General features: G+C 33.6%; 29 protein-coding genes. 9 read left to right on the forward strand and 20 right to left on the reverse strand.

The features are described from left to right. Nucleotides 1–150: 150 nt before the first annotated feature. The 8 genes from WHA43_RS01690 to prfB form a co-directional block, all read right to left on the reverse strand. Complete coding sequence (locus tag WHA43_RS01690) at nucleotides 151–783, reverse strand: hypothetical protein (protein ID WP_146104884.1); 633 nt, start codon at nucleotides 781–783, stop codon at nucleotides 151–153. A 161-nt stretch (nucleotides 784–944) separates the two neighbouring features. Next, nucleotides 945–1,418, reverse strand: a complete 474-nt coding sequence (locus tag WHA43_RS01695) for an HAD domain-containing protein (protein WP_105045440.1) — start codon at nucleotides 1,416–1,418, stop codon at nucleotides 945–947. A 17-nt stretch (nucleotides 1,419–1,435) separates the two neighbouring features. Then, on the reverse strand, nucleotides 1,436–1,819 hold the full coding sequence (locus WHA43_RS01700) for a hypothetical protein (RefSeq protein ID WP_105045441.1): 384 nt from the start codon (nucleotides 1,817–1,819) through the stop codon (nucleotides 1,436–1,438). An 11-nt stretch (nucleotides 1,820–1,830) separates the two neighbouring features. Next, nucleotides 1,831–2,523, reverse strand: coding sequence for a hypothetical protein (locus WHA43_RS01705; RefSeq protein ID WP_105045442.1), 693 nt, complete (start codon nucleotides 2,521–2,523; stop codon nucleotides 1,831–1,833). A gap of 157 nt (nucleotides 2,524–2,680) precedes the next feature. After that, nucleotides 2,681–3,193, reverse strand: a complete 513-nt coding sequence (locus WHA43_RS01710; RefSeq protein ID WP_105045443.1) for a GNAT family N-acetyltransferase — start codon at nucleotides 3,191–3,193, stop codon at nucleotides 2,681–2,683. Between the two features lie 329 nt (nucleotides 3,194–3,522). After that, the gene (locus tag WHA43_RS01715) at nucleotides 3,523–4,062 is read right to left on the reverse strand and encodes a DUF6252 family protein (RefSeq protein WP_146104885.1); all 540 of its coding nucleotides are present in this window, start codon (nucleotides 4,060–4,062) and stop codon (nucleotides 3,523–3,525) included. Between the two features lie 538 nt (nucleotides 4,063–4,600). After that, a complete protein-coding gene (locus WHA43_RS01720) occupies nucleotides 4,601–4,993 on the reverse strand; it encodes an HU family DNA-binding protein (protein ID WP_105045445.1) in 393 nt (130 codons plus the stop codon). A gap of 922 nt (nucleotides 4,994–5,915) precedes the next feature. Further along, complete coding sequence (gene prfB / locus WHA43_RS01725) at nucleotides 5,916–7,007, reverse strand: peptide chain release factor 2 (RefSeq protein ID WP_105045446.1); 1,092 nt, start codon at nucleotides 7,005–7,007, stop codon at nucleotides 5,916–5,918. 85 nt (nucleotides 7,008–7,092) lie between these two features. On the opposite strand from prfB, the gene WHA43_RS01730 reads away from it, so the two are divergent. Next, a complete protein-coding gene (locus WHA43_RS01730) occupies nucleotides 7,093–9,513 on the forward strand; it encodes a zinc-dependent metalloprotease (protein WP_105045447.1) in 2,421 nt (806 codons plus the stop codon). A gap of 12 nt (nucleotides 9,514–9,525) precedes the next feature. Beyond that, complete coding sequence (locus tag WHA43_RS01735) at nucleotides 9,526–10,545, forward strand: threonine aldolase family protein (protein ID WP_105045448.1); 1,020 nt, start codon at nucleotides 9,526–9,528, stop codon at nucleotides 10,543–10,545. A 136-nt stretch (nucleotides 10,546–10,681) separates the two neighbouring features. On the opposite strand, the gene WHA43_RS01740 is transcribed toward WHA43_RS01735, so the two are convergent. The 4 genes from WHA43_RS01740 to WHA43_RS01755 all read right to left on the reverse strand — a co-directional run bounded on the left by WHA43_RS01740 (nucleotide 10,682) and on the right by WHA43_RS01755 (nucleotide 12,674). Next, nucleotides 10,682–11,014, reverse strand: coding sequence for a helix-turn-helix domain-containing protein (locus WHA43_RS01740; RefSeq protein WP_105047248.1), 333 nt, complete (start codon nucleotides 11,012–11,014; stop codon nucleotides 10,682–10,684). Between the two features lie 10 nt (nucleotides 11,015–11,024). Next, nucleotides 11,025–11,357, reverse strand: a complete 333-nt coding sequence (locus tag WHA43_RS01745) for a type II toxin-antitoxin system RelE/ParE family toxin (RefSeq protein WP_105045449.1) — start codon at nucleotides 11,355–11,357, stop codon at nucleotides 11,025–11,027. 206 nt (nucleotides 11,358–11,563) lie between these two features. Then, on the reverse strand, nucleotides 11,564–12,178 hold the full coding sequence (locus tag WHA43_RS01750; protein WP_105045450.1) for a hypothetical protein: 615 nt from the start codon (nucleotides 12,176–12,178) through the stop codon (nucleotides 11,564–11,566). A 1-nt stretch (nucleotide 12,179) separates the two neighbouring features. After that, the gene (locus WHA43_RS01755; protein ID WP_105045451.1) at nucleotides 12,180–12,674 is read right to left on the reverse strand and encodes an RNA polymerase sigma factor; all 495 of its coding nucleotides are present in this window, start codon (nucleotides 12,672–12,674) and stop codon (nucleotides 12,180–12,182) included. 118 nt (nucleotides 12,675–12,792) lie between these two features. Here WHA43_RS01755 and WHA43_RS01760 point away from each other — a divergent pair, with 118 nt between their 5' ends. The 7 genes from WHA43_RS01760 (at nucleotide 12,793) to WHA43_RS01790 (ending at nucleotide 18,457) form a co-directional block, all read left to right on the forward strand. Continuing rightward, on the forward strand, nucleotides 12,793–13,686 hold the full coding sequence (locus WHA43_RS01760) for a MerR family transcriptional regulator (RefSeq protein WP_105047249.1): 894 nt from the start codon (nucleotides 12,793–12,795) through the stop codon (nucleotides 13,684–13,686). A 61-nt stretch (nucleotides 13,687–13,747) separates the two neighbouring features. Next, the gene (locus WHA43_RS01765) at nucleotides 13,748–15,211 is read left to right on the forward strand and encodes a phytoene desaturase family protein (protein WP_226742902.1); all 1,464 of its coding nucleotides are present in this window, start codon (nucleotides 13,748–13,750) and stop codon (nucleotides 15,209–15,211) included. A 52-nt stretch (nucleotides 15,212–15,263) separates the two neighbouring features. Beyond that, nucleotides 15,264–16,106 carry a phytoene/squalene synthase family protein gene (locus WHA43_RS01770; RefSeq protein WP_105045453.1) on the forward strand — a complete coding sequence of 281 codons (843 nt, stop codon included), beginning with the start codon at nucleotides 15,264–15,266 and terminating at the stop codon, nucleotides 16,104–16,106. Further along, nucleotides 16,106–16,552, forward strand: a complete 447-nt coding sequence (locus WHA43_RS01775; protein WP_105045454.1) for a sterol desaturase family protein — start codon at nucleotides 16,106–16,108, stop codon at nucleotides 16,550–16,552. The genes WHA43_RS01770 and WHA43_RS01775 overlap by 1 nt, the downstream gene beginning before the upstream one ends. A 34-nt stretch (nucleotides 16,553–16,586) precedes the next feature. Beyond that, on the forward strand, nucleotides 16,587–16,889 hold the full coding sequence (locus WHA43_RS01780) for a nucleotidyltransferase family protein (protein WP_105045455.1): 303 nt from the start codon (nucleotides 16,587–16,589) through the stop codon (nucleotides 16,887–16,889). Continuing rightward, nucleotides 16,879–17,214 carry a DUF86 domain-containing protein gene (locus tag WHA43_RS01785; protein ID WP_105045456.1) on the forward strand — a complete coding sequence of 112 codons (336 nt, stop codon included), beginning with the start codon at nucleotides 16,879–16,881 and terminating at the stop codon, nucleotides 17,212–17,214. Before WHA43_RS01780 ends, WHA43_RS01785 begins: the two co-directional genes overlap by 11 nt. A gap of 103 nt (nucleotides 17,215–17,317) precedes the next feature. Next, nucleotides 17,318–18,457, forward strand: coding sequence for a lycopene cyclase family protein (locus WHA43_RS01790; RefSeq protein ID WP_105045457.1), 1,140 nt, complete (start codon nucleotides 17,318–17,320; stop codon nucleotides 18,455–18,457). On the opposite strand, the gene argH is transcribed toward WHA43_RS01790, so the two are convergent. The 8 genes from argH to proC all read right to left on the reverse strand — a co-directional run bounded on the left by argH (nucleotide 18,454) and on the right by proC (nucleotide 25,181). Then, nucleotides 18,454–19,731: an argininosuccinate lyase gene (gene argH, locus WHA43_RS01795; protein WP_105045458.1), complete on the reverse strand. Its 1,278-nt coding sequence runs from the start codon at nucleotides 19,729–19,731 to the stop codon at nucleotides 18,454–18,456. The genes WHA43_RS01790 and argH overlap by 4 nt on opposite strands. A gap of 31 nt (nucleotides 19,732–19,762) precedes the next feature. Next, entirely contained in the window at nucleotides 19,763–20,050 is a 288-nt protein-coding gene (locus WHA43_RS01800) for a type II toxin-antitoxin system RelE/ParE family toxin (RefSeq protein ID WP_226742903.1), read from the reverse strand. Further along, on the reverse strand, nucleotides 20,034–20,276 hold the full coding sequence (locus WHA43_RS01805) for a hypothetical protein (protein WP_105045460.1): 243 nt from the start codon (nucleotides 20,274–20,276) through the stop codon (nucleotides 20,034–20,036). The genes WHA43_RS01800 and WHA43_RS01805 overlap by 17 nt, the downstream gene beginning before the upstream one ends. Nucleotides 20,277–20,389: 113 nt before the next feature. Beyond that, complete coding sequence (locus WHA43_RS01810; RefSeq protein WP_211290295.1) at nucleotides 20,390–21,472, reverse strand: M20 family metallo-hydrolase; 1,083 nt, start codon at nucleotides 21,470–21,472, stop codon at nucleotides 20,390–20,392. Further along, the gene (gene argB, locus WHA43_RS01815) at nucleotides 21,473–22,249 is read right to left on the reverse strand and encodes an acetylglutamate kinase (RefSeq protein ID WP_211290296.1); all 777 of its coding nucleotides are present in this window, start codon (nucleotides 22,247–22,249) and stop codon (nucleotides 21,473–21,475) included. 72 nt (nucleotides 22,250–22,321) lie between these two features. After that, nucleotides 22,322–23,260, reverse strand: a complete 939-nt coding sequence (locus tag WHA43_RS01820) for an N-acetylornithine carbamoyltransferase (protein ID WP_105045461.1) — start codon at nucleotides 23,258–23,260, stop codon at nucleotides 22,322–22,324. Further along, nucleotides 23,260–24,384: an aspartate aminotransferase family protein gene (locus tag WHA43_RS01825; RefSeq protein ID WP_105045462.1), complete on the reverse strand. Its 1,125-nt coding sequence runs from the start codon at nucleotides 24,382–24,384 to the stop codon at nucleotides 23,260–23,262. The genes WHA43_RS01820 and WHA43_RS01825 overlap by 1 nt, the downstream gene beginning before the upstream one ends. Next, nucleotides 24,381–25,181: a pyrroline-5-carboxylate reductase gene (proC, locus tag WHA43_RS01830; RefSeq protein WP_105045463.1), complete on the reverse strand. Its 801-nt coding sequence runs from the start codon at nucleotides 25,179–25,181 to the stop codon at nucleotides 24,381–24,383. The genes WHA43_RS01825 and proC overlap by 4 nt, the downstream gene beginning before the upstream one ends. Nucleotides 25,182–25,185: the final 4 nt, after the last annotated feature.

The raw sequence follows: 25,185 nt of genomic DNA on the forward strand, positions 1-25,185 counted from the left end.
AATTGGTTGGGTCAGTGGGTCATTGTGCCAATTTTTATAATGGCTTGATGGGTAAACCCCAAAATGTAATTCTTATATGTCAATCAGTTTTTGATGTGCCAAAGTAGGCAAGAGCAAGCAATGGCTCATAGTCATTGTTGTAAAGAGTTTTTATTGGCATTCATTATATTTATCTACAACGTCTTTAATATCTTCTTTTGTATATCTTTTTTCATCAAGTTTAGCAACTAAATAAGGACAATCTGCAAAATATTCCATCGCTCTTTTTTTAAAGGAACTTGATATTCTTGCAGTAATCATTGGACTTGCAATTTCTTCATTTTCTCTTTTAACATAAAACTCACTAAAATCTTTGAAAGAATAATTGTAATTCCAAGTTCCTCCATATGCACCTCCCATATATGTTGGTGTTGTAGTTGTTAAACTTACACTTCTTGCATACAACGTGGCTTTACCTGCGCTTATAACTTTAAAAAGGCCTTTTGTGTTTTTGGATGTTTGTACATATTCATACAAAGCAATTTCGGAATCAGCGTTTATAAAAATTACTTTTTTCACTTGAGTTTCGTCGTATTTGACATTTTTATAATTTTTATTTTTTCGGTATTTAACTTTTTCTTTTCCATTGATGGTTATTAAATCTTTGGAAATCATGGGAAGTTTAATATATCCTATCAAAGTATCTCCAGTAAGTAACACCAATTTACCTTTAGTCCAAGCATATTGACCATAGGTTACTGAAACTGTCAAAAGGCATAATACTATTGTAATTTTAATTCTCATATTTTTTGGTTCAACATGTTTGCTAGGGTTTGCATGTATGAGCAGTAGCGGATTAATAGACACTACTTTTCGGTTGGTAATATACATAATTAAAGTAAAATAGCGATTTGAGTTACAACCCAAACCGCTATTGTTTTTATACATTGTTGTGCAATGCTTTTTTATGTCTCTACTTGATATTCCAATTTTTTAATCTTATCGATAGCTTCATCAGCTAAACAATCTGTTAATCCCACAGAACCACTTGTTTGAATCAATTTATCTTTTAAAAACGCTGGTAATGAGTTTAAAGACTTATCGTCATCTATTATAATGAAATGATCCTTTGGTTGTTTAGTAGTAAACCAATGAATTAGTTCTTCTTTTCTATTTAAATGTTTCGTATTCCTAGGAAGTCTAGTAATTTTATTAACAGTAATATTTCTTCTCCTAAAGATATGTTTCCACTCATTTATTGTATACTTATACTTGTGGGAGGTGGTCAATACAATATCAGCACTTGAAGTAGAAATAATTCTATTAAGTGACCTTGTTGCCTTTGGACTAAACTCAGGAAAGCCGTCTTCTAAAATTTCAGGTCTTCTCCAAGAGTTAGCAGGAACCATTACTCCATCTATATCTAAGTATAATAACATTTTGCAAATTTATGAATTTAACTTGTAAATTCAATTATTTTTTCTAGTGGTATGTTGTTGAATTCAGCATCTAACTCATTGAGTCTTTGAATTTTTTCAGGTGTATCCCATTCTTCCTCTACAAATGCAACACTTTTCCATTTATATTCTATGGTGGCACTAGTTTTTGAAGATTTAGCTTCATCTAATTTTAATCCTGCTAAAATTGAACTTACAAATCTATGATGCCCATCAATAATACAATTGTCACATACCTTAATATCATCAAATTTTATTCCATTTATTATTTTTTTATAAATTCTTCTGATAATTGGAAGGGAAAGTTTGTTGTGAGTTGTAATTAAAATGTAATCTGTCTTTTCGATTTCTGCTAAAATCGTATCCCTTTTAATTTCTTTCATACATTCAATTTTTAAAGTTTTCTAACGGTTTTGTGTAAAGTTTTTATTTTTTCAATTCCTAAATCTTTGTGTTCAATTAATTTTTCAGCTGTTTCATTGTCGCAAGCAATTGCAGTTTTACAATCGTCATAAAGTGTCGTAAAACACCATTTTTTATTTTTATCAAGTATAAATTCAGGTGACAGATTTGAAAAACTTGAAGCAACAATTTCAATTGTCTCCATTTTTGTCATATAATAAGAAGGTAAATTATCGTTCTCAAGATTTCCTCTTATTTTTCTTAAAATATCATAATGAGAATAGACTTCTGCTTGAAGATTAGGGTCAAAAACCTTTAATATAGGAATGATATCTTTATAATACATTCCAGAGCCTTCTTCACTTCCCCACAAATAATTCGGTCTTGTGTCTTTATTTCGGACTTGGTGCATAACGTATTCAGAATAGTTTTTGAAATTTTCCCCATCTTTAAAAAATTCGGCTTTGAATTGGTCAAAGGTCAGAACACGTTTGTTTTTCGGTCTTCCAAATTCGTCTCGAGATGGTTTCAATCCGTTTTGGATGTCTAAATCAATCAGAATTGGATGATGATAAATAAAATAATTGTCAAAATCTTCAGAAAACCAGTTTTCGATTTCTTTCGGATAGTGACTTCCTCCACCTTTATTTTTAACCCAAAATCTTGGTACTTTAAAATCTATCATCTGGTTTTTGTTAAATTGTACACAACGGTCTCGGCTATGAACAGTTGGGGATTTTATGCCCTAACTTTTCGGTTTGGCACCGACCTTTGTTTTATGATTATAGTTTCGTTTTATCACTTTAGCCCCAATTGTTTATAGCCATTGTTAGCTGCTGGCTTTATTCTATTTTTAGTTTCATCATAATGTCGGTTTGTTCATCGTTTCCAAGTTTGAAAATGTGTTTGTCAAAAACTTTAAATCCATTTTTTTCATAAAATCGGATTGCTCTTGGGTTTTGCTCCCAAACTCCCAACCAAACATACTCCACATTTTTTTCTTTCGCCAATTCAATGGCTTTGTCATATAGTATTTGTCCGACTTTTTTTCCGTGAAATTCTTTTAGCACGTAAATCCGTTCAATTTCGAGTGCGTTTTTGTCTTTAATTTCGGTTTGAGATTCTCCAACGTTTACTTTTAAATATCCGATTGTTTTTCCGTCAAGTTCCGCAAAGTAAAATTCAGCGTTTTGGTCAGTGAGTTCCGTAGTCAGTTTTTCCGTTGAAAATCCGTTTTCCAAATATTCTTTCATATTCTCCTCGCTGTTTTCCGAGGAAAAAGTTTCGGCAAAAGTCAGTTTTCCGATTTCTTTTAGTTTTTCAATATCTTGAATATTTACTTTTCTGATTTTCATTTTTTATCGTTCGTTTTTTCAGCTTGCAGCTAACTGGCTTGTATGCGCAACTTTATGTAACATTAACAAATTCATAGCACATATACCGACCCCTAAAATAGGCATTTTTTTAAAAGCAAAATCACCCCAAAACAAAATACCGTGTTTTTCCTGTAAGTTGTTCAAGAAAAACACGGAGTGAACCTATTTCAGGATATTAAAATTTTCAAAGTTTTGCACAACTTTTTTGTGTATTGATATTTAGCAAAGAAGCACCAACTTTTTGTAAAGCTAAAATTGCAATTTTTTATACATGAATTATTTAGTTTAAGTAATTCAAATATTTTTATTTAATAAGGGAAATAATACATGTCAAACCTTCCGTTTGTAACTATTATACTTTCACAATTAGCATTCAATGCTTCAAATTCAAAAGTTCCTGAAATTATATAATTTTTTCTATCAATATTAGAAAGAATTAAGTTTCCTTTTATGATGTCTTTCGATTCATATTTACACTTAATAGTATAATTTTCAAATTCGGTATATATAACCTTATGAATATTAGAGTTGGACAAGTCGTAATTAACTCCGACTTCTAAATCATTTTTTGGTAAAATAAATTCAAGTCTTTTTGATTCTTCCGAATATAATCTGCCATCAATTGTTTTTGAAAAGCTTAATAAAAAAAAATCTTGTCGAGTTTCAGCTCTCATTAACTGCGAATTTGTTACTCTCACTGCATTTCCATTAAGTAAAAAACCGAAATTAAATCTTCCAGTATTTGTTATTGGAGGTAATTTTCCGATTTCTGTTCTAGGTTCAAAATCAAATAAAGAGCAATTCATCAAAAAGAATATACTTAAAACTAATAAAATTTTATTTTTCATATTTTTTTTGATTATCTACTTGTTTTTTACTTAACCACAACTGAATAATAGGAGCAACTTTATATAACATTTACAAATACATAGCTCATATAATAGCCCCTAAAATACACTTTTTTTAAAAGCAAAAACACCCCAAAACAAAATACCGTGTTTTTCCTGTAAGTTGTTCAAGAAAAACACGGTATAAATACACCCAAAACGTTTTATAAAATCTCCATTTTGTGAATAACTTTTTGTTTTGTGGGGTTTGCAAAGCTGGTTTTATGTGATGTTTTTGGTGTATAAAACAGTACAATTTGGTAAAAGAGTGCCAATATTCATAAAACATGCCCATAAAAATTACAGTACAGCTTCGTTTTGGTTGCAGTACTCCTCCTTTAACGAAGCAGTACTACTCTAAAGTAAAAGCAGTACTGCTCTCAACTAAAAGCAGTACTAGGCTAATGCCATTGCAGTAGGGCTATTTTGGGTATAAACAACAAAAAACCCCAATAGCTTTCGCTATTGAGGTTTTTTTACAATCCTACTTTTTTGTAAACTAAATCAGCGAATCACTAATGGTGAATTTCACTGTTTTGGTATTCAGGGTACCCTTCATGTCTGCATCTGGACGGAAGTTGATACGAATATCTTTTACGATATTTCCTGTTACCTGTTCTTTGGTAGCCACTCCATCTGAACTTACACTCAGCTGAAAAGAACCCAATCTATCCAACTTGACAATTTTGCCTTGTTTGAGTTCGTCCATGATGTTGTGCACCATCGACAAGATGACTGCATAACAATCACCTTCTCTTACTGAACTTTGATTGGATACCAGGTATGCCAATCTTTTTAAATCTATTTTACCGGTCGCTACTGCTTGCGCGTAAAACTTATTATCTGCACCCGCGTCTTGCGGGTTGAATTTTTGTACTGGTTTTACTCTCATTTGTATATATTTTTTTATGAGATTAAAAAATATGTTGCAACTTGAACAAAGAGGATTTGCAACGTTGTTCTCTACGTTTTTTGCTTGAATGCTACATTGGTATGCAGTACAACGAACGATTTTTCGTGATACACTGAACAAACAGCACTATGTTTACTGTTTGCAGGATTCAATTTTTTAAAAACTCCTTATAAGCAAATTACCGTCACAGCTTGGATAGCTGCTTTTTTATTAACAATTGAAAATAAATTTTGGTAAGTTTGAGAAGTGTTGTAATATTGTTGTGTGAAAACAAGACACTTCTCAAGTGTTACCTAAAAAGTCTTAAAGGTCCAATTTTAAGACTTTTTTTTATGTCTGAGCAAATCTAAACGTTGTTTTAGAAATCGAATTAAAAAAGACAATTATTTTCTTTTAAAGTTATCAACAGGTTTCTTTTCTGATGAATTATTGGTCTTTTCTACGAATACAAAATGAACGTTTGAGTTACTAATTTGCTCGTGGTAAAATTCTAACTTAATATTAAGATAAGCAAGTGATACTTATTCACAATTTGCTGAAACCTTTTAACAATTTTGCCATTTTTGAGTATTAATGCCACAAAGTTAAATTTTATAACTTACTGATATACAGTGATTAAAAAATAAAGTAAAATGTAAACCCTTTATTTTAAGGGGATTAATAATTTTTTTTACTAATGGTAAAATATTGTAAAATTTGTTGTATAAAAATAAGTAAGGGACTTGGAGAAATGAGATGTTGTATTAATGAGATAATGATTTAATGAAGTAATGAATCAATGATTTAATGAGGTAATGAATTTATGAAACAATAGAAACAATAGAAACCCTTAACCCTCAAAACTAAAAACTAAAAACTAAAAACTAAAAACTAAAAACTCAAAACTAAAAACTCAAAACCCTTATTCCTTCTGCCCATTCAGCATTAAAAAAGCCTTTAAGAATTCGCCTATATTGCCATCCATTACCGCATCTACATTGCCTGTTTCGTGACCTGTACGAACGTCTTTTACCAATTTGTAGGGATGCATTACATAGTTTCGAATTTGGCTTCCCCATTCGTTTTTCATTTTGTTGGCTTCGATATCATCACGAGCTGCTTGTTGCTTTTTGAGCTCAATTTCATACAATTGCGACTTTAGCATTTGCAAGGCAGTAGCCCTGTTGTCGTGTTGTGAACGTGAATTGGAGCACTGAATTTGAATGCCCGTAGGTTTGTGAAACAACTGCACTTTGGTTTCTACTTTGTTGACGTTTTGTCCGCCAGCACCACTAGAGCGCGCTGTGGTAATTTCGATATCTGCCGGATTGATCTCAATTTCAATAGAATCATCGGCCACCGGATATACATATACCGATGAAAAACTTGTATGACGCTTGGCATTGCTATCAAACGGAGAAATGCGCACCAATCGATGCACTCCATTTTCGCCCTTAAGCCATCCAAATGCATAATCGCCTTCAATTTCGATAGTTACAGTTTTGATTCCGGCTGCATCACCCTCTTGATAGTTGAGTGTTTTTAATTTATAGCCCTGTTTTTCTGCCCACATGGTGTACATTCGGAAAAGCATTTCTGTCCAATCGCAACTTTCTGTACCACCTGCACCTGCCGTGATTTGAACTACTGCTGAGAGCGAATCGCCTTCTTCCGATAACATGTTTTTAAACTCAATATCCTCTAAAAACGAGCGTGTTTTTTGAAACTGATCTTCCAATTCAGCCTCATCCACTTCGCCTTCTTTGTAAAATTCGTACAACACATTCAAATCATCGTTCAATGATTTTACTTCTTGATAATCAGCCACCCATTTCTTTTTAAAACGGAGTTCTCGCAACAAAACTTCGGCCTCTTTTGGGTGATTCCAAAAGTCGGGATTCGCTGTTTTTTCTTCTTCATTGGCTATCTGAATCAGCTTTTTATCGATTTCTAAATACGAATGCAGCTTCTCGATTCTGACAGTAATATCCTTTAAATGTTCTAGTGTAATCATAAGTGCTGCAAAAATAACTGATTTTTTAAAATTTCAACTTGAAAACAAGAGGAGTTATTTGTAGTTTTATCAAAATTTAATTCCGATGCAAAAAATAACCGTTTTTTTAGCCCTACTATGGATGAGTATGCCTGCTTTTGCTCAGTTTTTTACAGAGAAAACAGGAGATAAGTTGCAAAAAGGCATTAGCAAATACGAGGGATTTGTCAACTTTTATTATGATGAACAAACAGATAAAGTCTATTTGGAGATTGCCAAACTCGACCAAGAGTTGTTGTATGTCAACGCACTTTCGCAAGGCATTGGCTCGAATGATATTGGTTTGGATAGAGGACAATTGGGTGATGGTGTAGTGGTATTTTTTAAAAAAGCAGGCAATAAAATTTTGTTGGTACAACCCAATCAAAATTTCAGAGCCATTACCGATAATGTAGAAGAAAAAGAATCTGTAAAAGAAGCTTTTGCCAAATCGGTGTTGCACGGATTTGTGATTAAAGAAGAAAAAAAAGGAGTGTATTTGGTAGATGCCACCGATTTTTTAATGCGTGATGCGCATGGAGTAGCAGCAACGTTGGCCAACAACAACCAAGGCAATTACAGTTTGGATAAAAGCAAAAGTGCTTTTTATTTAGACAGAACCAAAGCTTTTCCTAAAAATGTGGAGTTTGATGTGATGCTCACCTTTAGCGGCACACCCAAAGGCTACAACATCCGCAGTGTAACTCCGGATGCCAGTGCAGTAACCGTACACCAACACCATTCGTTTGTGGAATTGCCTGATAATAACTACACACCCAGAAAATACGACCCACGTTCGGGTTCGTGGCAAATGACCTATATGGATTATGCTACGCCCGTAAATGAAAACATCACCAAACGCTTTATTTACAGACATCGATTGGAGAAGAAAGATCCGAAAGCAGCCCTTTCAGAAGCGGTGGAACCGATTGTGTATTATTTAGATAGAGGTACTCCAGAACCTGTAAGAACAGCCTTGTTAGAAGGCGGTAAATGGTGGAATCAAGCCTTTGAAGCAGCAGGCTACAAAGATGCCTTTCAGATAAAAATGTTGCCCGAAGGTGCAGACATGTTGGATGTGCGTTACAATGTGGTGCAGTGGGTACACAGATCTACCAGAGGTTGGAGCTATGGCGCTAATATTTCAGACCCAAGAACAGGCGAAATCATTAAAGGACATGTAAGTTTGGGAAGTTTGCGCATTCGTCAAGATTATTTAATTGCTCAAGCTTTGCAAGCGCCGTATAAAAATAATTCCGTGGATGATGATTTTGCAATGCAACTGGCCATTGCTAGAATTCGACAATTGTCGGCACATGAAATTGGACATACCTTGGGATTTGCGCACAATTTTGCGGCAAGTACCGTAGGCAGAACTTCTGTGATGGATTATCCGCATCCAAAGTTGGTACTGAAAGACGGCAAGATTGATTTTTCACAAGCTTATGATGATAAAATTGGGAATTGGGATAAGGTAACAGTGGCGTATTCCTATCAAGATTTTCCTGAAGAAGTTGATGAAGATGCCGCATTGAATGCCATTTTAGACAAAGCCTTTGCGAGTGGATTGCGCTATTTATCCGATCAAGATGCACGACCTTCAGGAAGTGCCAGTGCTTATGCACATTTATGGGACAATGGGACTACCGTTTATGACGAATTGCACAACTTGCTTGACATCCGAAAAAATGCCATTGCGGCTTTTTCTACGGACAATATCAAAACTGGCGAACCATACTCGGTCTTAGAAGATGTTTTTGTGCCTTTGTACTTTTTACACCGCTACCAAACCGAAGCAACTACCAAAATTATTGGTGGTTTAGACTATACCTATGCCGTAAAAGGAGGGAAGGAAACCATTGTACAACTCATTGCAGGCAAAGAAGAGCGCAAGGCATTGCAAGCCATTTTAAAAACCTTATTGGTAGAGGAAATTGCCATTCCGAAAGAAAAATTGGCGCTTTTTCCACCAAGAGCTTACGGATATGACCGTAGCAGAGAATCGTTCAATAGCAAATTGGGCGTGGCTTTTGATCCGTTTTCGGCAGTAGAAACTTCTGCAGAAATGACCTTAGAAATGCTGTTGCATCCACAAAGACTTTCGAGATTGATTGCCCATAAAAGTTTGGATGCATCCCAATTAGGCTTGGAAGAACTGTTGGATGCATTGATGGCAAACACCTTTAAAAAGACGCACAAAGACACTTATTACCAAGAATTGCAAAATATCATCAACCTTGAATTGTTAGAGCAAATGCTATATTTGTCGGCCAATAAAAATCAATATCCGCAAGTCAATGCCATTGTAGCTGCCAAATTGGAAGAAATCAAACAATTGTTACTAAATTCCTCAGCCAAAGGAGCACAAAAAATGGTGGAAACTTCCTTTGTAAAAATGATGAACGATTTTGAGAAAAACCCTACTGGGTTTAAAAAATCAGAAGCGCCAAAAATTCCAGATGGTTCACCAATAGGCACCACTCATTAAAAAAGACAACAAATGATCATTGATTTAATTTCAGATACGGTAACCAAACCCACACCAGGCATGTTGCAAGCCATGATGCACGCACAAGTTGGAGATGATGTTTTTAGAATGGACCCAACTGTCAATGCCCTGCAAGAAAAAGTAGCAGCACTATTCGGCATGGAAGATGCTTTATTTTTCCCCTCAGGAACGATGGCTAATCAGGCTGCCATAAAAATACATACCCAACCTGGAGATTTATTGTTTTGCGATAAGTATGCCCATGTGTACAATTACGAAAGTGGAGGAGCTGCTTTTCACTCGGGCGTAACTTGTAAATTGATAGACGGTTCAAGAGGCATGTTTACTGCAGCCCAATTGGCAGAAGTAACTTCGGGCAACCCAGAAATATACTTGCCCTTTGCCAAATTGGTATGCATTGAAAACACCACCAACAAAGGAGGAGGTGCTTGTTGGGATTTTAGGGAACTTGAAAAAATTCAGCAAATCACCAAAGACCGCAACTTGTCGTTTCATTTGGATGGTGCACGATTGTTCAATGCTTTGGTTGCTAAAAACGAAACCCCGCAACAATATGGGCAACTGTTTGATACCATTTCTATTTGCTTTTCTAAAGGATTGGGAGCACCTATAGGCTCGATGTTGTTGGGATCAAAAGAACACATTCACAAAGCTTTGCGCATCCGAAAATTGTATGGAGGAGGTATGAGACAAGTAGGGTTTTTAGCAGCAGCCTGTGATTATGCGTTAGACCATCATGTGGAAAGATTGGCAGCAGATCATCAAAAAGCCAAAGAAATTGGGGCCGTTTTAGAAACGGTTTCGTGCGTAACCAAGGTAGAACCCATTGAAACTAATATCGTGATTTTTTATGTGGATAAAAGTATGGGTGATGCTAATTTTATCCAACAAATGAAAGATCAAAACATCTTGCTAACCCCCATGGGAGATGGAAAAATACGCATTGTAACGCACTTAGATTACACTGATGAAATGCATGCTGTTTTATTGAATGCGTTGCAGAAATTTTAGTAAGATTGAAGATTTTTTGTCTTTAATATAAATTTTGTGTAAAAACTATGACACAAAATTCATAAAGAAGCACAAAGTTTCACTAAGAAAATCTAAAATATATGATTACACTTTAAACGTTTTGGTCAATAGTTTTTTATACGACATTAAATTCCGACTCGTTCATTTCCACACTAAAGCGAACATTTGCTTTTAATGCTTGGAATACTTTTAAAATCGTTTCTATTGTTACATTCTTGGTGTTTCTCTCCAATTTAGAGATTTGTGATTTTTGAACTCCAATTAATTCTCCAAGTTGTTCTTGAGTTAAATTCCGTTCTTTTCGAACAGATTTTATGATATCTCCAAGTACTTCCATTCGCAATTCAAATTCGTATTTGTCACGTTCTGGTGTTCCAATTTTTCCAATGTCCTTGTCCTTCATCTGGTCAAGTGTCATCATTTTCAAGTTTTTATACTTTGTTGCCATCATTTTAAGTTTATTCATTAAAATATTCAGCTTTAATTTTCAATGCTTTCTCAATTTCAGATTTCGGAACTTTACTCACTTTTTTAACCATTCCGTGTGTCGAAAGCACAAGTGTTTCTGTTTTATCCGTTTTGTCCCAAAAGGCAAATAGTCTGTATTGAATTCCCTGATATAGAGTTCTAAATTCCCAAATATCGTCAGTTAGTTTCTTAAAAAGCTTTGGGTCATTTTCTAATTTAGCTTTATCTAAATTATAGTAGATTTTTATTTTAGCTTTTGCATCTAGTTTTGACATAAACTCAATAGCTTGTTCAAGAAAAACTATTTCGAATTTTGGTTTCATTCAGTTTTATTGTCGCTTAACTATGGCAAAGATAACAAAAAAGTTGAATTATATGGAAACATTTTGTTGCTTCCCTTCATTTCTGGCAACTATGTTATATCTGTAAAATATCGACTTTGAAACAATTGCTGATATCAAAAGGGTTTTGAAAACCTTGCAGGTATTAAATTTCGGAATTGAAACCAAGAAGGAGTCATATACTAAGCTTACATTTCCGATTCTAATTTTGCCAATTCTTTGTAGTTTCTGTTGAGTTTTTTCAACAAGATGCCATACAATAGTTGGTAAAATAGCCAGAATAGCCCAAGGAAAATAACGGTAGCAATCAGCATTAAGAAAACCACTAACAAAATTTGTTTGTTATTCAATCCGTCTATATTGATGTTGATAGTAGCAATTGTTACTACAATCATACAAAGAGCTAAATAACTTAAATTGAAAAACACATAATTACGCACTGTTTTACGAGTTTGTAAGATTTTTTTCATCAATAATTTGGTAGAAGAAATGGTCGTAATTTTGATATAGTTTAAGTAAAACTGTGCTAAAAAATAGAATAAAATTGCATACGCTACAATTTGTGAATACAAAACAAAACTCTCTAAGCCCAAAGCTTCATATTGTTTGTAGGCTTCTTCCATATCCATAAAAAAATACAGAGAGTTCATAAAAATAAACTCTAAAATACCGATCATAAAAATCCATTTTACAATCGAAGAAGATTTGGCATGCGCCATTTTGTAAATCTCTTGCGTAGAGAATTTACAGGGCATCTCCACCTGTTTGCTCCAAGTTTCTTTATATTTATCTAATAAATCCATTTTATGGGTTTAAAATTGCTTTTAACTTTTCTTTTGCTCTATTCATTTTCACACGCGCATTTACATTTGATATCCCTAATGTTTCTGCAATTTCATGGAAAGGTTTGTCTTCTAAATACAAGAAAATCAATGCTTTGTCAATATCATTTAACTGATGGATGGCTTTGTATAAAGCTTCTAATTGTTTTTCTTCGGTATCATCGTATTCAACAGAAGAAATTTTAAAAGCCACCTCACTAAAATCATCAGTTTTCAGCGTTCTTGTTGATTTTCTGTACAAAGAAATTGCCGTATTTAGGGCAACTCGATACATCCAAGTGCTAAATTTAGCCTCACCACGGAATTTGGAATAGTTTTTCCAAAGTTGAATGGTGATTTCTTGAAACAAATCATTATGCGACTCTTGATCTGTAGTGTACATCCTACAAATTTTATGCGCAATATTTTGATTTTGTTCAAAATCTGATAAAAATTCAGCCTCTAAATCGTTTTGCACGCTAATCAGTTAGTTTTGAGTATTAGTAGCACAAACGTATAAAATGTTACAGATTATTTTTTAACTATTTTTTAAATAAAAAAAATGTCTAACTTTGTTCACTTTAAAATCAAATACATTGAACAGTATTAAGCAAGATTTCACGATCAAGGATTTAGAAAATATTTCAGGAATCAAAGCACACACCATACGTATATGGGAAAAAAGGTATAATTTGTTACAACCCAACAGAACAGATACCAATATAAGATACTATTCGCCTGAGAACTTAACAAAACTCTTAAACATTGTTTTGTTAAACAATAATGATTACAAAATTTCGAAAATTGCAGCCATGACTGATGATGAGATTTTGTTGAAATCAAGAGAATTGGCATTTAGCAACGCCATCAATGATGAGGCAATCAATTCGTTTAAACTTTCTATGTATCAATTTGATAAGATATTGTTTAACAATACCTACAATACCTTATTGCACAAAAAAACATTCAGAGAAATTTTTAAAGACGTATTCATTCCGTTTTTAGAGCAAATAGGCATGTTGTGGCATACAGACACTTTATTGCCTGCTCATGAGCATTTTATATCTAATTTAATTGCTCAAAAAATTCTTTCGAACACAGAGAAATTACAATACAACATTACCAACACCAACAAGACCTATGTGTTGTTTTTGCCAGAAAACGAAATACACGAATTGGGCTTGTTGTATTTGAATTATGAGTTGGTATTGAGAGGCTTTCATACCATTTATTTAGGGCAAAGTTTGCCCTTAAACAACTTGAATTACTTTATAGAAAGTGGTAGAGAAATTTGTTTTATCACCTCATTAACCATTCAACCTTATGATGATAAAATAGAGGAATACTTTAAAGAAATTAATGATGTAATGGCAGGTACCAGTAATAAGTTCATTGCTACTGGACGCAAAGTTCAAAAAATAAGACACCTTGCATTGAGTCCCAATATACAGTTGCATGACTCTATAGGTGATTTGTTAAAAGTCTTATAAATTTCTACAATCGTTACTAAATCGTTTAATTAATGGCTACATTTGTTAAACAAATATACACATGAAGAAAAGAATATACATTATAGGTTCAGGTTTTTCTGCATTGGCAGCATCTTGTTACTTATCAAAAGAAGGATTTGAAGTGGTGGTTTTAGAAAAAAATGCCACTTTAGGAGGAAGAGCAAGACAGTATAAAAAGGACGGTTTTACCTTTGATATCGGTCCAACTTGGTATTGGATGCCCGATGTTTTTGAACGTTTTTTTGCTGATTTCGGCAAAAAACCAAGCGACTTTTATCAATTAGAAAAGTTAGATCCTGCATATCAAGTATATTTTGGTGTAGAAGATTCCATAACTATTGATGGAAATTTAGATACGATTTACAAAACTTTTGAAAAAGAGGAGCAAGGAAGTGCTGCCCATTTGCGCTCATTTATGGCTTCTTCAAAATCAAATTATGACATTGCCATCAAAGATTTGGTTTACAAACCCGGCATTTCTCCATTAGAGTTGGTAACACCAAAAACAGTAACAAAGCTCAATCAATTTGTTTCTACCATCAGAAAAGAAGTCCGTAGAAACATTAAAAGCAACAAACTCATTCAGATTTTAGAGTTCCCAGTATTGTTTTTAGGTGCAAAACCCAGCAATACGCCTGCGTTTTACAACTTTATGAACTATGCTGATTTTGGACTCGGTACTTGGCATCCAATGGGAGGAATGTATAAAGTAGTAGAAGGTATGGTTGCTTTGGCAGAGAGTTTGGGAGTAGAATTTAGAACCAACACCAATGTTGAAAAAATACAAACTGATGCTGCCAATAAAGTAACAGGTTTGGTGGTGAATGGAGAAGAAATTGAAGCAGATTTGGTATTGAGTGGTGCAGATTATCATCATACAGAGACTTTATTGAACGAAAATGTGCGTCAATATTCAGAAAATTACTGGTCTAAAAAGACTTTTGCGCCATCATCATTGCTTTTTTATGTCGCTTTTGATAAAAAATTGAGCAACGTTTGTCATCACACCTTATTTTTTGACAGCGATTTTGATGTGCATGCCAAAGACATTTACGATACGCCAAGATGGCCAGACAATCCCTTATTTTATGCGAGTTTTCCGAGCATGACAGACGATTCTTTTGCGCCTGAAGGTTGTGAAGCTGCCACTTTTTTGATTCCTCTTGCTCCTGGTTTGGAAGACACAGAAGGTTTGCGTGAACAATATTTTCAAAAAATAATTGTACGTTTAGAGAAATTAACCAATCAAGATGTGCAAAAAAATATTATATTTAAAAAATCTTTTTGTGTGAATGATTTTGTAGAAGAATACAACTCATACAAAGGAAATGCTTATGGATTGGCGAATACCTTATTTCAAACAGCATTTTTAAGACCAAAAATAAAAAGTAACAAAGTAGCGAATTTATATTTTACAGGCCAATTAACGGTGCCAGGTCCTGGAGTACCTCCAGCCTTGATATCAGGAAAAATTGCTTCAGATTTAATAACGAAAAATCAATAATTATAGGTAAGTTATAGTTAAAAATAACCTCAGAAAATATAAAAAAACACTTATGAAAGAATTGTTTGACGATGTTTCTTACGGATGCAGTAAAATGGTTACTAAAAAATACAGTACCTCATTTTCGTTGGCAGTAAATATGTTGTCGCCGAAAATAAGAGCTGATATTTACAATATTTATGGTTTTGTGCGCTTTGCAGATGAAATTGTAGATACGTTTCATGACTATAACAAAGCCGAATTGATGCGTCATTTTGAGCAAGATTATTATTTTGCCAAAGAACAAAAAATAAGTTTGAACCCTATTTTACACTCTTTTCAACAAACGGTTCACAAATACAATATCCCTGATGAAATGGTGCAAGCTTTTTTGAAAAGTATGAAAGCAGACTTGCACAAAACCGAATACAATACCAAAGAAGAATATGACGAATACATTTATGGCTCTGCAGATGTGGTAGGGTTAATGTGTTTGAAAGTATTTGTAAATGGCGATGAAAAATTATACACAGAGTTGAAAGATGCAGCCATGCGTTTGGGCTCTGCGTTTCAAAAAGTAAACTTTTTACGAGATTTAAAAGACGATTTCGAGCTGTTGAATCGTTCGTATTTTCCGAATATCGATTTGGGAAAATTGGATGCAGTATCAAAACAATTGATCATTGACGAAATAGAAGAAGATTTTGACTATGCCTATACAAACGGAATCTTAAAATTGCCAGTTGAAGCAAAATTTGGGGTGTACATGGCGTACAGGTACTATAGAAGATTGTTGAAAAAACTAAAAAACTTACCATCAGAAAAAATCATGGATACCAGAATACGAATTTCAAATCCAATGAAAATCAATCTGTTAGCAAGAAGTTACGTTAAATACAAATTAAATATTATCTAATGTTGTACGCACTCATTACCCTTGGTGTTTTTATAACAATGGAAGGCGTTACTTGGTGTACGCACAAATATGTAATGCACGGTTTTGGATGGTTTTTACATGAAGATCATCATCAGCCAGGATATCCAACCGTTTTTGAAAAGAACGATTTATTCTTTGTGATTTTTGCAATTCCGAGTATGTTGCTATTTATTTTTGGGTCAAATACACAATATACATTCTTGATATTTATAGGTTTAGGAATTTTATTATACGGATTGGCGTATTTTTTAATTCATGATGTATTGATTCATCAACGATTCAAATGGTTTAAAAATACCAATAATTGGTATTTGAAAGCGTTGAGAAAAGGCCACAAAGTACACCATAAAAACATGGGAAAAGAAGACAGTCAGTGTTTTGGAATGTTGTTTGTGCCGATTAAATATTTTAAAGAGTATTTATAGTTTTATATACTTTATTTTTGTTAAAGTAACAATTATGCAAATTTCTAAAAAGAACCTTGATGCTATTAAAAATCTTTGCGATACCTATCGTGTGAAAAGATTTTTTGTTTTTGGTTCGGTTTTAAGAAATGATTTTAACGAGAATTCTGATATTGATTTTGTGGTTGACTTTAATGAAAATGATCCAATAAAATATACAGATTTATATTTTGCCTTGAAAGAAAATCTAGAGAGAATCTTGAAACGACCAATTGATTTGATTGAAGAAAGAGGTATTAAAAACTCGTTTTTTAAAAAGGAAGTAGAGGAGTCAAAAGTGTTGATTTATGGACAATAAATTAAATGCTTGGCTTGAAGATATTTCTAGATCTATTGATGAAATCTTTGATTTTCTTCCCGAGAAAAGAGATTTTTCAGAATTTCAAAAAGATTTAAAAACGAAAAAAGCGGTTGAGCGAAATCTTGAAATTATTGGAGAAGCTGTCAATAGAATATCAAATCATAAAAACAATGAAATAATTATTCAAAATGCAAAGCAGATTATTGGAACAAGAAATCGAATTGTACATGAATATGATACCATTTCAGATGAGGTAATTTGGACAATTATCATCAGAGAATTACCTAAACTTAAGGAAGAAATTATACTTTTGAAAAAATAATTTCAAGAAATGCTCTCCGTAACTGAAAGAGAATATTCTTGAAATAAAATATTCAAAAACAAGAAATATTAACTAGTATGAATCGTAATAAACAACTTACAAGATGAAAAATTACGATTATATCATAGTTGGTGCAGGAGCCTCAGGGTTATTGATGGCGTACAGAATGTCAAAAGACTCTTTTTTTGACAATAAACAAATCCTGATTATTGATAAAGAGCAAAAATTAAGCAACGATCGTACTTGGTGTTTTTGGGAAAAAGGCACAGGAGAATGGGATGATATTTTAGTGACTTCTTGGAAAAAAATCCAATTCAAATCGTTTATTCATTCGTTAGAAGAACCCATTTTTCCGTATCAATACAAAATGATACGCAGTAAGGAATATTATGAAAAAATCTGGAATCACTTAGCGACCAAAACCAATATTACTTTTTTTGAAGACGCAGTTGTAAGCATACATCAAGAAGAAAATGGGGCAAAGGTTGTTACTGCTACCAATTCGTTTTATTCAGAAACCGTCATCAATAGCATTCTTTTTTCAGACGAGTATAAAACGCAAACGAAATATCCTGTTTTGCAACAACATTTTGTAGGATTTTTTATCAAAACTGAAGAGGACTGTTTCCATGATGAAATGGCGACTTTTATGGATTTTACCATTGCTCAAAAAGGAAATACGCGTTTTATGTATGTGTTGCCATTCAGTAAAAACGAAGCGCTTTTTGAATATACCTTGTTTTCAGAACATCTTTTACCTGTATCTGAATATGAAACAGCAATTGAGCATTATTTAAAAGAAAAGAACATTACAAATTATATCATTACAGAAAAAGAGCAAGGGTCAATACCCATGACCTGCTATCATTTTTGGAAAAATAATTCCCCAAATATCATTCATATTGGTACAGCTGGAGGATGGTCTAAAGCAAGTACTGGTTTTACCTTTAAAAATACAACCAAAAAAACCATCCAATTGGTAGCATATCTAAAGGCAAACAAACCTTTGGAATCTTTTCATAAAATCAATAAATTTTGGTTTTATGACCTGTTATTGTTGGATATCTTACACGAAAAAAACTACTTAGGATCTACGTTGTTTGGGCAATTATTCAAAAAAACAACTATGGAGCAAATTCTTAAATTTTTGGATGAAGAAACTTCTTTGATAGAAGATTTACAAATTTTGATGAAAATGCCTCCAGCTAATTTTATTCGGGCTATTTTTAAGAGAGTATTTTAGCTTTTAGGAAACTTATTTCGAATTTCTTCCAATCCTAAATTGTGAATACTGCCCATATGCGAATGCTTTTTTCCTAAATCGGCTTTGTATGTGCCTGCTTGTACTTGACTTCCAATTTTTTGATAGGCTTCTCTAAAAGGCATTCCTTCTGTAACTAAATTATTGATGCTATCCACAGTAAATAAATACTGATATTTCTCATCAGTCAAATCAATATCTTTTACGATGATTTGCTGAATGGCAAAATTAAAAATGTCTAAAATCGTCTTTACATCCTCAATTGCATTGATGCTATTTTCCTTTAACAACTGAAAATCTCTATGATAACCTGAAGGTAAATTATTGGTAATCAGAATCATTTCTGTTTGTAAAGCCTGAATTTTATTGCATTTTCCACGAATCAATTCAAACACATCTGGATTTTTTTTATGAGGCATGATGCTACTTCCTGTAGTCAATTCATCTGGAAAAGTTACAAATCCAAAATTCTGACTCATATACAAACAAATATCCATTGAAAAACGTGCTAACGTATTGCACAAACTTCCTAAGGCAGCAGCCAAAGAACGTTCGCTTTTTCCTCTGCTCATTTGTGCAGCTACGACATTGAATTTCAACGTACTAAAATCCATTTCTTTGGTAGTCATTGCTCTGTCAATTGGAAACGAACTTCCATAACCTGCAGCAGATCCTAAAGGATTTTGATCAACAATTTTTGAAACAGCATTCAGTAAATACACATCGTCAATTAGCAATTCAGCATAGGCCGAAAACCACAATCCGAAAGACGATGGCATGGCTACTTGCAAATGTGTATAACCTGGAATTAATTTAGATTGATGCGTTGCTGCCAATTGCAAAAGCGTATCAAAAAGTGTTTTAACTTGCTGATTTATAATGCTTAAATTCTCTTTGTAATACAATTGTAAGGCAACTAAAACTTGGTCGTTTCTAGAACGAGCTGTGTGAATTTTTTTACCAACTTCACCACATTTTTGAGTCAATTCCCACTCAATTTTAGAGTGCACGTCTTCAAAAGAATCTTCAATGACAAACGTTCCCTTTTCAATTTCGATTGCTAAATCTTTCAGGCCAATTGCTACTAATTTCATTTCTTCCTCAGAAATCAATCCAATGGAAGTCAACATTTTAGCATGTGCCAAAGAAGCAATTACATCGTATTTTGCAATGTGCATATCAACTTCTCTGTCATTACCAACAGTGAAAAGTTCTATTTTTTTATCGATTGAAAATCCTTTATCCCAAAGTTTCATGTTTCTTTTTTTACTCGTAAAAAATCGGTTTTTATTTTGTCCGTTTTATCTTTACAGGGTTTTGTCTTGTATCAAAGACATCAATTATTTCTACACATTTTTTCTGAATATTTATCCAATATATTACTTTATAATTTTCGTGGATAAGATATTTAAATTCTTGATTTAAACCCTTTAAAAGTTCTTCATTTTGACCAATTTCTGGGTGTTTTTTTAGCTTTAAAGTCTCGTTATAAATTCCGTCAACAATTTTCTTTGCTATTTGGTGGCCAGCTTTTTCTAGATAATAATCATAAATATTTTTAACTCCATGTATCAATTTTGGATTTAAATTCAGTGGCTTCAATTAAACGACCATTTTTTGAATCTTCTAATGATTTGTTTATTCGTGAATTAAATTCCTCAATTGTCATTGGTTTTAATACTTCTTTTTCAGAAGTTTGGTTTTCTTTTATCAAAATTTTTTCGATTCTAGAAACAACGTCTTCACTTTGAACTTTTAAAAATTCGCGTATAATCTCCAATTTTCTAGTTTGTAAATCCATTTTTATGCTTTTTATCAAAGATACTAAATTTTTAATCTTACAATTAATTTTATTAAACTACGCTAATTTTAGATTGTTTCAATTTTCTGTCTCTAACTTTTAACTTCTAATATTTAATATCTTCTATCTAAAACAATTACTTTCTCCAACAATTTTACATAAATCTCAATGCCTTCTTCAATTTCTGAAATGTAAATAAATTCATCAGCAGAGTGCGAACGTGTGCTATCTCCAGGGCCTAGTTTTAACGATTGGCAACTCAAAACAGATTGATCAGACAGAGTTGGTGAGCCATATGTTTTTCTTCCGATGGCAATTCCTGCTTGAACCAAAGCATGCTCTTTGGAAATAGAGGAGGAGTTCAATCGCAAACTTCTTGGAGTTATTTTAGTACAAGGGGCATTTTCTTGTAAAATTTTTGCAATTTCCTGATTGGTATACACATCATTTACGCGAACATCAATGACCAAATCCACATGTGCAGGAACAACATTGTGCTGTTTACCCGCATTGATTTGAGTAACGGTCATTTTTACATCACCCAAAGTTTCAGAGGTTTTATCAAATGTAAAATCTTGAAACCATTGCAACACATCAATCAATTTGTAAATCGGATTGTCATTATTTGGATGCGCAGCATGACTTGCAGTACCTTCTACGACTGCATCAAAAACGACCAATCCTTTTTCAGCGATTGCCAAATCCATCAAAGTAGGTTCGCCCACAATGGCAACATCAATTTTTGGGATGATGGATAACATGCTGTTCAAACCAAATTCACCACTACTTTCTTCTTCTGCAGAAGCCACAATAACCAAATTGTAGGTTAAATTTTCATGATGATAAAAATGCGTGAATGTGGCAATTAAAGATACCAAGCAACCTCCAGCGTCATTGCTTCCCAAACCATATAATTTTCCGTCTTCAACAATGGCTTCAAACGGATTTTTGGTGTAGGCTGAATTCGGTTTTACAGTATCATGATGAGAGTTTAGTAATAATGTAGGTTTGTTCTCATCAAAATATTTATTGATAGCCCAAACATTATTGTTGGTTCTTTGAAACGGAATTTGATGGTCTTTGAACCAATTTTCAATCAAAAGAGCAGTTTTGTCTTCTTCGGATGAAAAAGACGGAGTTTCAATCAACTTTTTTAAAAGCGCAATTGCTTCGATTGTAAGTTTTTTGAGTTCCATTTATAGTGTTATTTTAGTGTAATTTTCGTTTTCTTTTGTCAAGATAGTAGTATTTCCCATAAAAACCGCATGAACTCCATTTTTTAAAGCATCAAAACAATTTTCGAGCTTTGGCAACATGCCATCAGCAATAATTCCGTTTGATAATAAAGCTGGATAACTCTCACTATTAATATGTTTGATGACAGAATTTTTATCATTGATGTCCTTTAAAACACCATTCAATTCAAAGCAATAATAAATAGAAGTTTCGTAACTTTTACTCATTGCCACCGCAATTTGACTGGTGATGGTATCCGCATTTGTATTGAGTAATTGCCCATTTCCATCATGGGTTATGGCACAAAAAACAGGGGTAAAGTTGGCACTTATCAATACATCAATAGCTTGATTATCGACCTTTTTTACATCTCCTACAAAACCATAATCAATGTCTTTTACAGGGCGTTTATTAGAAAGAATGCTATTGCCATCTGCACCCGACAAACCAATAGCGTTTGTTTGCAAAGCTTGTAGTTTTGCGACAATATTTTTGTTGACCAAACCACCATATACCATGGTAATCACTTCTAAAGTAGCTTTGTCAGTAATGCGTCTTCCATTGATTAAGGTAGATTCAATGCCTAATTTATGCGCCATTTGAGTGGCTTTTTTGCCTCCACCATGAACCAAAATTTTCATTCCATCAAGGTTTGCAAAAAGCTTTAAAAATTCGTGCAACGAAGTTTCATCTTCAATGATATTTCCGCCGATTTTTATGATTGATAGTTTTTCCATAAATGCTGAACTTGTTTCAGTATCTTTTTGTTTTATGTTCGATTCTGAATCAAGTTCAGAAATCACAAGACTTTACAAGTCTTCTAATATTTTTTTCAATACCAATTGTGCCGCAAATGTTCGGTTATTGGCTTGTTGAATTACCAACGAATTTTCAGAATCCAACACAGCATCTTCCACAACAACATTTCTACGAACTGGCAAACAATGCATGAATTTTGCATTGCCAATGTTGGCTTTGGTTACCATCCAATCAGCATCTTTTTTTAAGATTTGTCCATACGAATCGTAGGAACTCCAATTTTTGGCATACACAAAATCAGCATTTTTAAAAGCTTCTTTTTGATTGTGAATGATAGGAGTGTCTTTGGTGATATTTGGATTTAAATTGTATCCTTCAGGATTGGTAATTACAAAGTCTACATCCATTTTTTGCATGGCTTCTACAAAACTATTGGCAACTGCATGTGGCAATGCTTTTACGTGAGGAGCCCATGTTAACACTACTTTTGGTCTTTTTTTAGTACTGTTTTCTGCAATTGTAATGGCATCTGTTAAACCTTGTAAAGGATGACTTGTAGCACTTTCCATATTTACAATGGGCACAGAAGCGTGCTTTATAAAGGCATTCAATACTTGTTCGCGTTCGTCTTTTTCCTTGTCTTTTAAGGTTGGAAAAGCGCGCACTGCAATGATATCACAATATTGAGAAACTACAGCTGCTGCCTCTTTGATGTGTTCAGCAGTTGTGCCATTCATGATGCTTCCATCTTCAAATTCAATGCCCCAAGCATCTTCAGAAACATTCATCACAATCGTATGCATGCCTAAATTCAAAGCTGCTTTTTGCGTGCTTAAACGCGTTCGCAAACTCGAATTGAAAAACAACAAACCCAAGGTTTTGTGTTTACCTAATTTTTTATTCTTTAATGGATTTTCTTTAATTTTTTTAGCTTCATCAATCCAAGCATAGATATCAGGAATATCTTGAATAGAGGTGTAGTGTTTCATTATAATTCACTTTTTAAAGCGTTCATAAACGAATCAATGTGTTTTTTTTGAATTGTTAACGGAGGAAGAATTCGAATAACATATTGATTTTTAGCATTTCCAGTAAAAATTTTATGATTGTTGATAAGCTTTTTTCTAAGTTCAGCAATCGGAAAATCAAATTCCAATCCCAACATCAAACCACGACCTTTGATTCTTTTTACTTGCGGAATTTCTTGCGCTTTTTCAATGAAATATTGCGACATATTTTTCGCATTTTCTATCAATTTTTCCTCTTCAATCACATTTAAAACGGTTAATGCTGCTGCACAAGCCAAGTGATTTCCACCAAAAGTTGTTCCTAATAATCCAAAAGAAGCTTTGATGGAATGATGAATTAAAATGCCACCAACAGGAAAGCCATTTCCCATTCCTTTAGCAATGGAAATGATATCAGGAGTAACATTGTATTTTTGATAGGCGAAAAAATTGCCTGTTCTTCCATAACCAGACTGCACTTCATCTGCAATAAAACAAGCGCCGTATTTTTTACAAAGAGTGTCAATTCCCACATAAAATTCAGTGGTACTTTCGTCCAAACCTCCAACTCCTTGAATACATTCAATAATTACTGCACACACATCGTTTTTTTGCAAGGCATTTTCCAACGCAACTAAATCGCCCAAAGGCAAAATTTCAACTTCTTGTTGTGCGTTTAAAGGGGCTATGATTTTAGCATCATCAGTAGCTACAACAGCTGCTGAAGTTCGTCCATGAAAACTATTTTTAAAAGCAATAATTTTTTTCTTATTGGTATGAAATGACGCTAGTTTTAGGGCATTTTCATTGGCTTCAGCACCAGAATTGCACATAAACAAATCATACTCAATACAACAAGAAAGTTGCGCTAATTTTTCTGATAAAGCAACTTGTAACGGATTTTGAATAGAGTTGCTGTAAAAACCCAAATTCGCTACTTGGTTACTGATAGCTTCCACATATTTCGGATGTGAATGCCCAATAGAAATCACAGCATGACCACCATATAAATCTAAATATTCAATGCCTTTGTCATCATATACATACACATCTTTTGCCTTTACAGGCGTGATGTCGAACAAAGGATATACATTAAACAAACTCATAGTTGTTCTTTTTTTATGACGTTAATTTTATTGAATGAAGCTACCATTCCATGTATCAAAGACGAACTCAATCCTTTGTGTTCCATTTCGTTCAAACCTTCTATAGTACAGCCTTTTGGCGTGGTTACTTTGTCAATTTCTTCTTCAGGATGATTGCCATTTGCAATTAATAAATTGGCAGCACCATCACAGGTAAACATGGCCAATTCTTGCGCTTCTTTGGCATCAAAACCTAGTTGAATAGCTGCTTGAGTAGTGGCTCTGATTAATCGCATCCAAAAAGCAATGCCACTAGCACAAACCACTGTAGCAGCTTGCATTTGTGCTTCCGGAATTGTCATAGAATGCCCCAATCTATTGAAAATAGCCTCTGCAATTTTAATGCGCTCTTTTCCAAGTTCATTGCTACACAAACAGGTCATGGATTTTCCAACAGCAATGGCTGTATTTGGCATGGCTCTTATGATAAATGTATCCATCCCAATAACATCCTCAATTCTGCGAATACTAAAGCCCGTAATTGTTGAAATTAATACATGTTTGTTGGTTAAATGAGGTTTTATTTCTTTGAGAATATTTTCGAAATGCGCAGGTTGCACTGCAAAAATGAGAATGTCTGATTGCTGAATTGCCTCTGTATTTTGGGTCGTTAAAAAGACATTTTTATAACCTTCAAATTCTGAAATGCTTTCTAAATTTCTTTTGGTAAGATATAAAGAGGTAATGGCGTTGTTGATAATCAATCCTTTTGCGATTGATTTCCCTAAATTTCCTGTGCCTATAATTGCTATTTTCATCCGT

The sequence above is a fragment of the Polaribacter gangjinensis genome, assembly GCF_038024125.1.
In the GTDB taxonomy this organism is placed as follows: Bacteria; Bacteroidota; Bacteroidia; order Flavobacteriales; family Flavobacteriaceae; genus Polaribacter; species Polaribacter gangjinensis.

What these genes read in the sequence shown, in the direction of transcription:
- WHA43_RS01690 (WP_146104884.1), bottom strand. Translation starts at nt 783, where the DNA reads ATGAGAATTAAAATTACAATAGTATTATGCCTTTTGACAGTTTCAGTA.
- WHA43_RS01695 (WP_105045440.1), bottom strand. Translation starts at nt 1,418, where the DNA reads ATGTTATTATACTTAGATATAGATGGAGTAATGGTTCCTGCTAACTCT.
- WHA43_RS01700 (WP_105045441.1), bottom strand. Translation starts at nt 1,819, where the DNA reads ATGAAAGAAATTAAAAGGGATACGATTTTAGCAGAAATCGAAAAGACA.
- WHA43_RS01705 (WP_105045442.1), bottom strand. Translation starts at nt 2,523, where the DNA reads ATGATAGATTTTAAAGTACCAAGATTTTGGGTTAAAAATAAAGGTGGA.
- WHA43_RS01710 (WP_105045443.1), bottom strand. Translation starts at nt 3,193, where the DNA reads ATGAAAATCAGAAAAGTAAATATTCAAGATATTGAAAAACTAAAAGAA.
- WHA43_RS01715 (WP_146104885.1), bottom strand. Translation starts at nt 4,062, where the DNA reads ATGAAAAATAAAATTTTATTAGTTTTAAGTATATTCTTTTTGATGAAT.
- WHA43_RS01720 (WP_105045445.1), bottom strand. Translation starts at nt 4,993, where the DNA reads ATGAGAGTAAAACCAGTACAAAAATTCAACCCGCAAGACGCGGGTGCA.
- prfB (WP_105045446.1), bottom strand. Translation starts at nt 7,007, where the DNA reads ATGATTACACTAGAACATTTAAAGGATATTACTGTCAGAATCGAGAAG.
- WHA43_RS01730 (WP_105045447.1), top strand. Translation starts at nt 7,093, where the DNA reads ATGCAAAAAATAACCGTTTTTTTAGCCCTACTATGGATGAGTATGCCT.
- WHA43_RS01735 (WP_105045448.1), top strand. Translation starts at nt 9,526, where the DNA reads ATGATCATTGATTTAATTTCAGATACGGTAACCAAACCCACACCAGGC.
- WHA43_RS01740 (WP_105047248.1), bottom strand. Translation starts at nt 11,014, where the DNA reads ATGGCAACAAAGTATAAAAACTTGAAAATGATGACACTTGACCAGATG.
- WHA43_RS01745 (WP_105045449.1), bottom strand. Translation starts at nt 11,357, where the DNA reads ATGAAACCAAAATTCGAAATAGTTTTTCTTGAACAAGCTATTGAGTTT.
- WHA43_RS01750 (WP_105045450.1), bottom strand. Translation starts at nt 12,178, where the DNA reads ATGGATTTATTAGATAAATATAAAGAAACTTGGAGCAAACAGGTGGAG.
- WHA43_RS01765 (WP_226742902.1), top strand. Translation starts at nt 13,748, where the DNA reads ATGAAGAAAAGAATATACATTATAGGTTCAGGTTTTTCTGCATTGGCA.
- WHA43_RS01770 (WP_105045453.1), top strand. Translation starts at nt 15,264, where the DNA reads ATGAAAGAATTGTTTGACGATGTTTCTTACGGATGCAGTAAAATGGTT.
- WHA43_RS01775 (WP_105045454.1), top strand. Translation starts at nt 16,106, where the DNA reads ATGTTGTACGCACTCATTACCCTTGGTGTTTTTATAACAATGGAAGGC.
- WHA43_RS01780 (WP_105045455.1), top strand. Translation starts at nt 16,587, where the DNA reads ATGCAAATTTCTAAAAAGAACCTTGATGCTATTAAAAATCTTTGCGAT.
- WHA43_RS01785 (WP_105045456.1), top strand. Translation starts at nt 16,879, where the DNA reads ATGGACAATAAATTAAATGCTTGGCTTGAAGATATTTCTAGATCTATT.
- WHA43_RS01790 (WP_105045457.1), top strand. Translation starts at nt 17,318, where the DNA reads ATGAAAAATTACGATTATATCATAGTTGGTGCAGGAGCCTCAGGGTTA.
- argH (WP_105045458.1), bottom strand. Translation starts at nt 19,731, where the DNA reads ATGAAACTTTGGGATAAAGGATTTTCAATCGATAAAAAAATAGAACTT.
- WHA43_RS01805 (WP_105045460.1), bottom strand. Translation starts at nt 20,276, where the DNA reads ATGGATTTACAAACTAGAAAATTGGAGATTATACGCGAATTTTTAAAA.
- WHA43_RS01810 (WP_211290295.1), bottom strand. Translation starts at nt 21,472, where the DNA reads ATGGAACTCAAAAAACTTACAATCGAAGCAATTGCGCTTTTAAAAAAG.
- argB (WP_211290296.1), bottom strand. Translation starts at nt 22,249, where the DNA reads ATGGAAAAACTATCAATCATAAAAATCGGCGGAAATATCATTGAAGAT.
- WHA43_RS01820 (WP_105045461.1), bottom strand. Translation starts at nt 23,260, where the DNA reads ATGAAACACTACACCTCTATTCAAGATATTCCTGATATCTATGCTTGG.
- WHA43_RS01825 (WP_105045462.1), bottom strand. Translation starts at nt 24,384, where the DNA reads ATGAGTTTGTTTAATGTATATCCTTTGTTCGACATCACGCCTGTAAAG.
- proC (WP_105045463.1), bottom strand. Translation starts at nt 25,181, where the DNA reads ATGAAAATAGCAATTATAGGCACAGGAAATTTAGGGAAATCAATCGCA.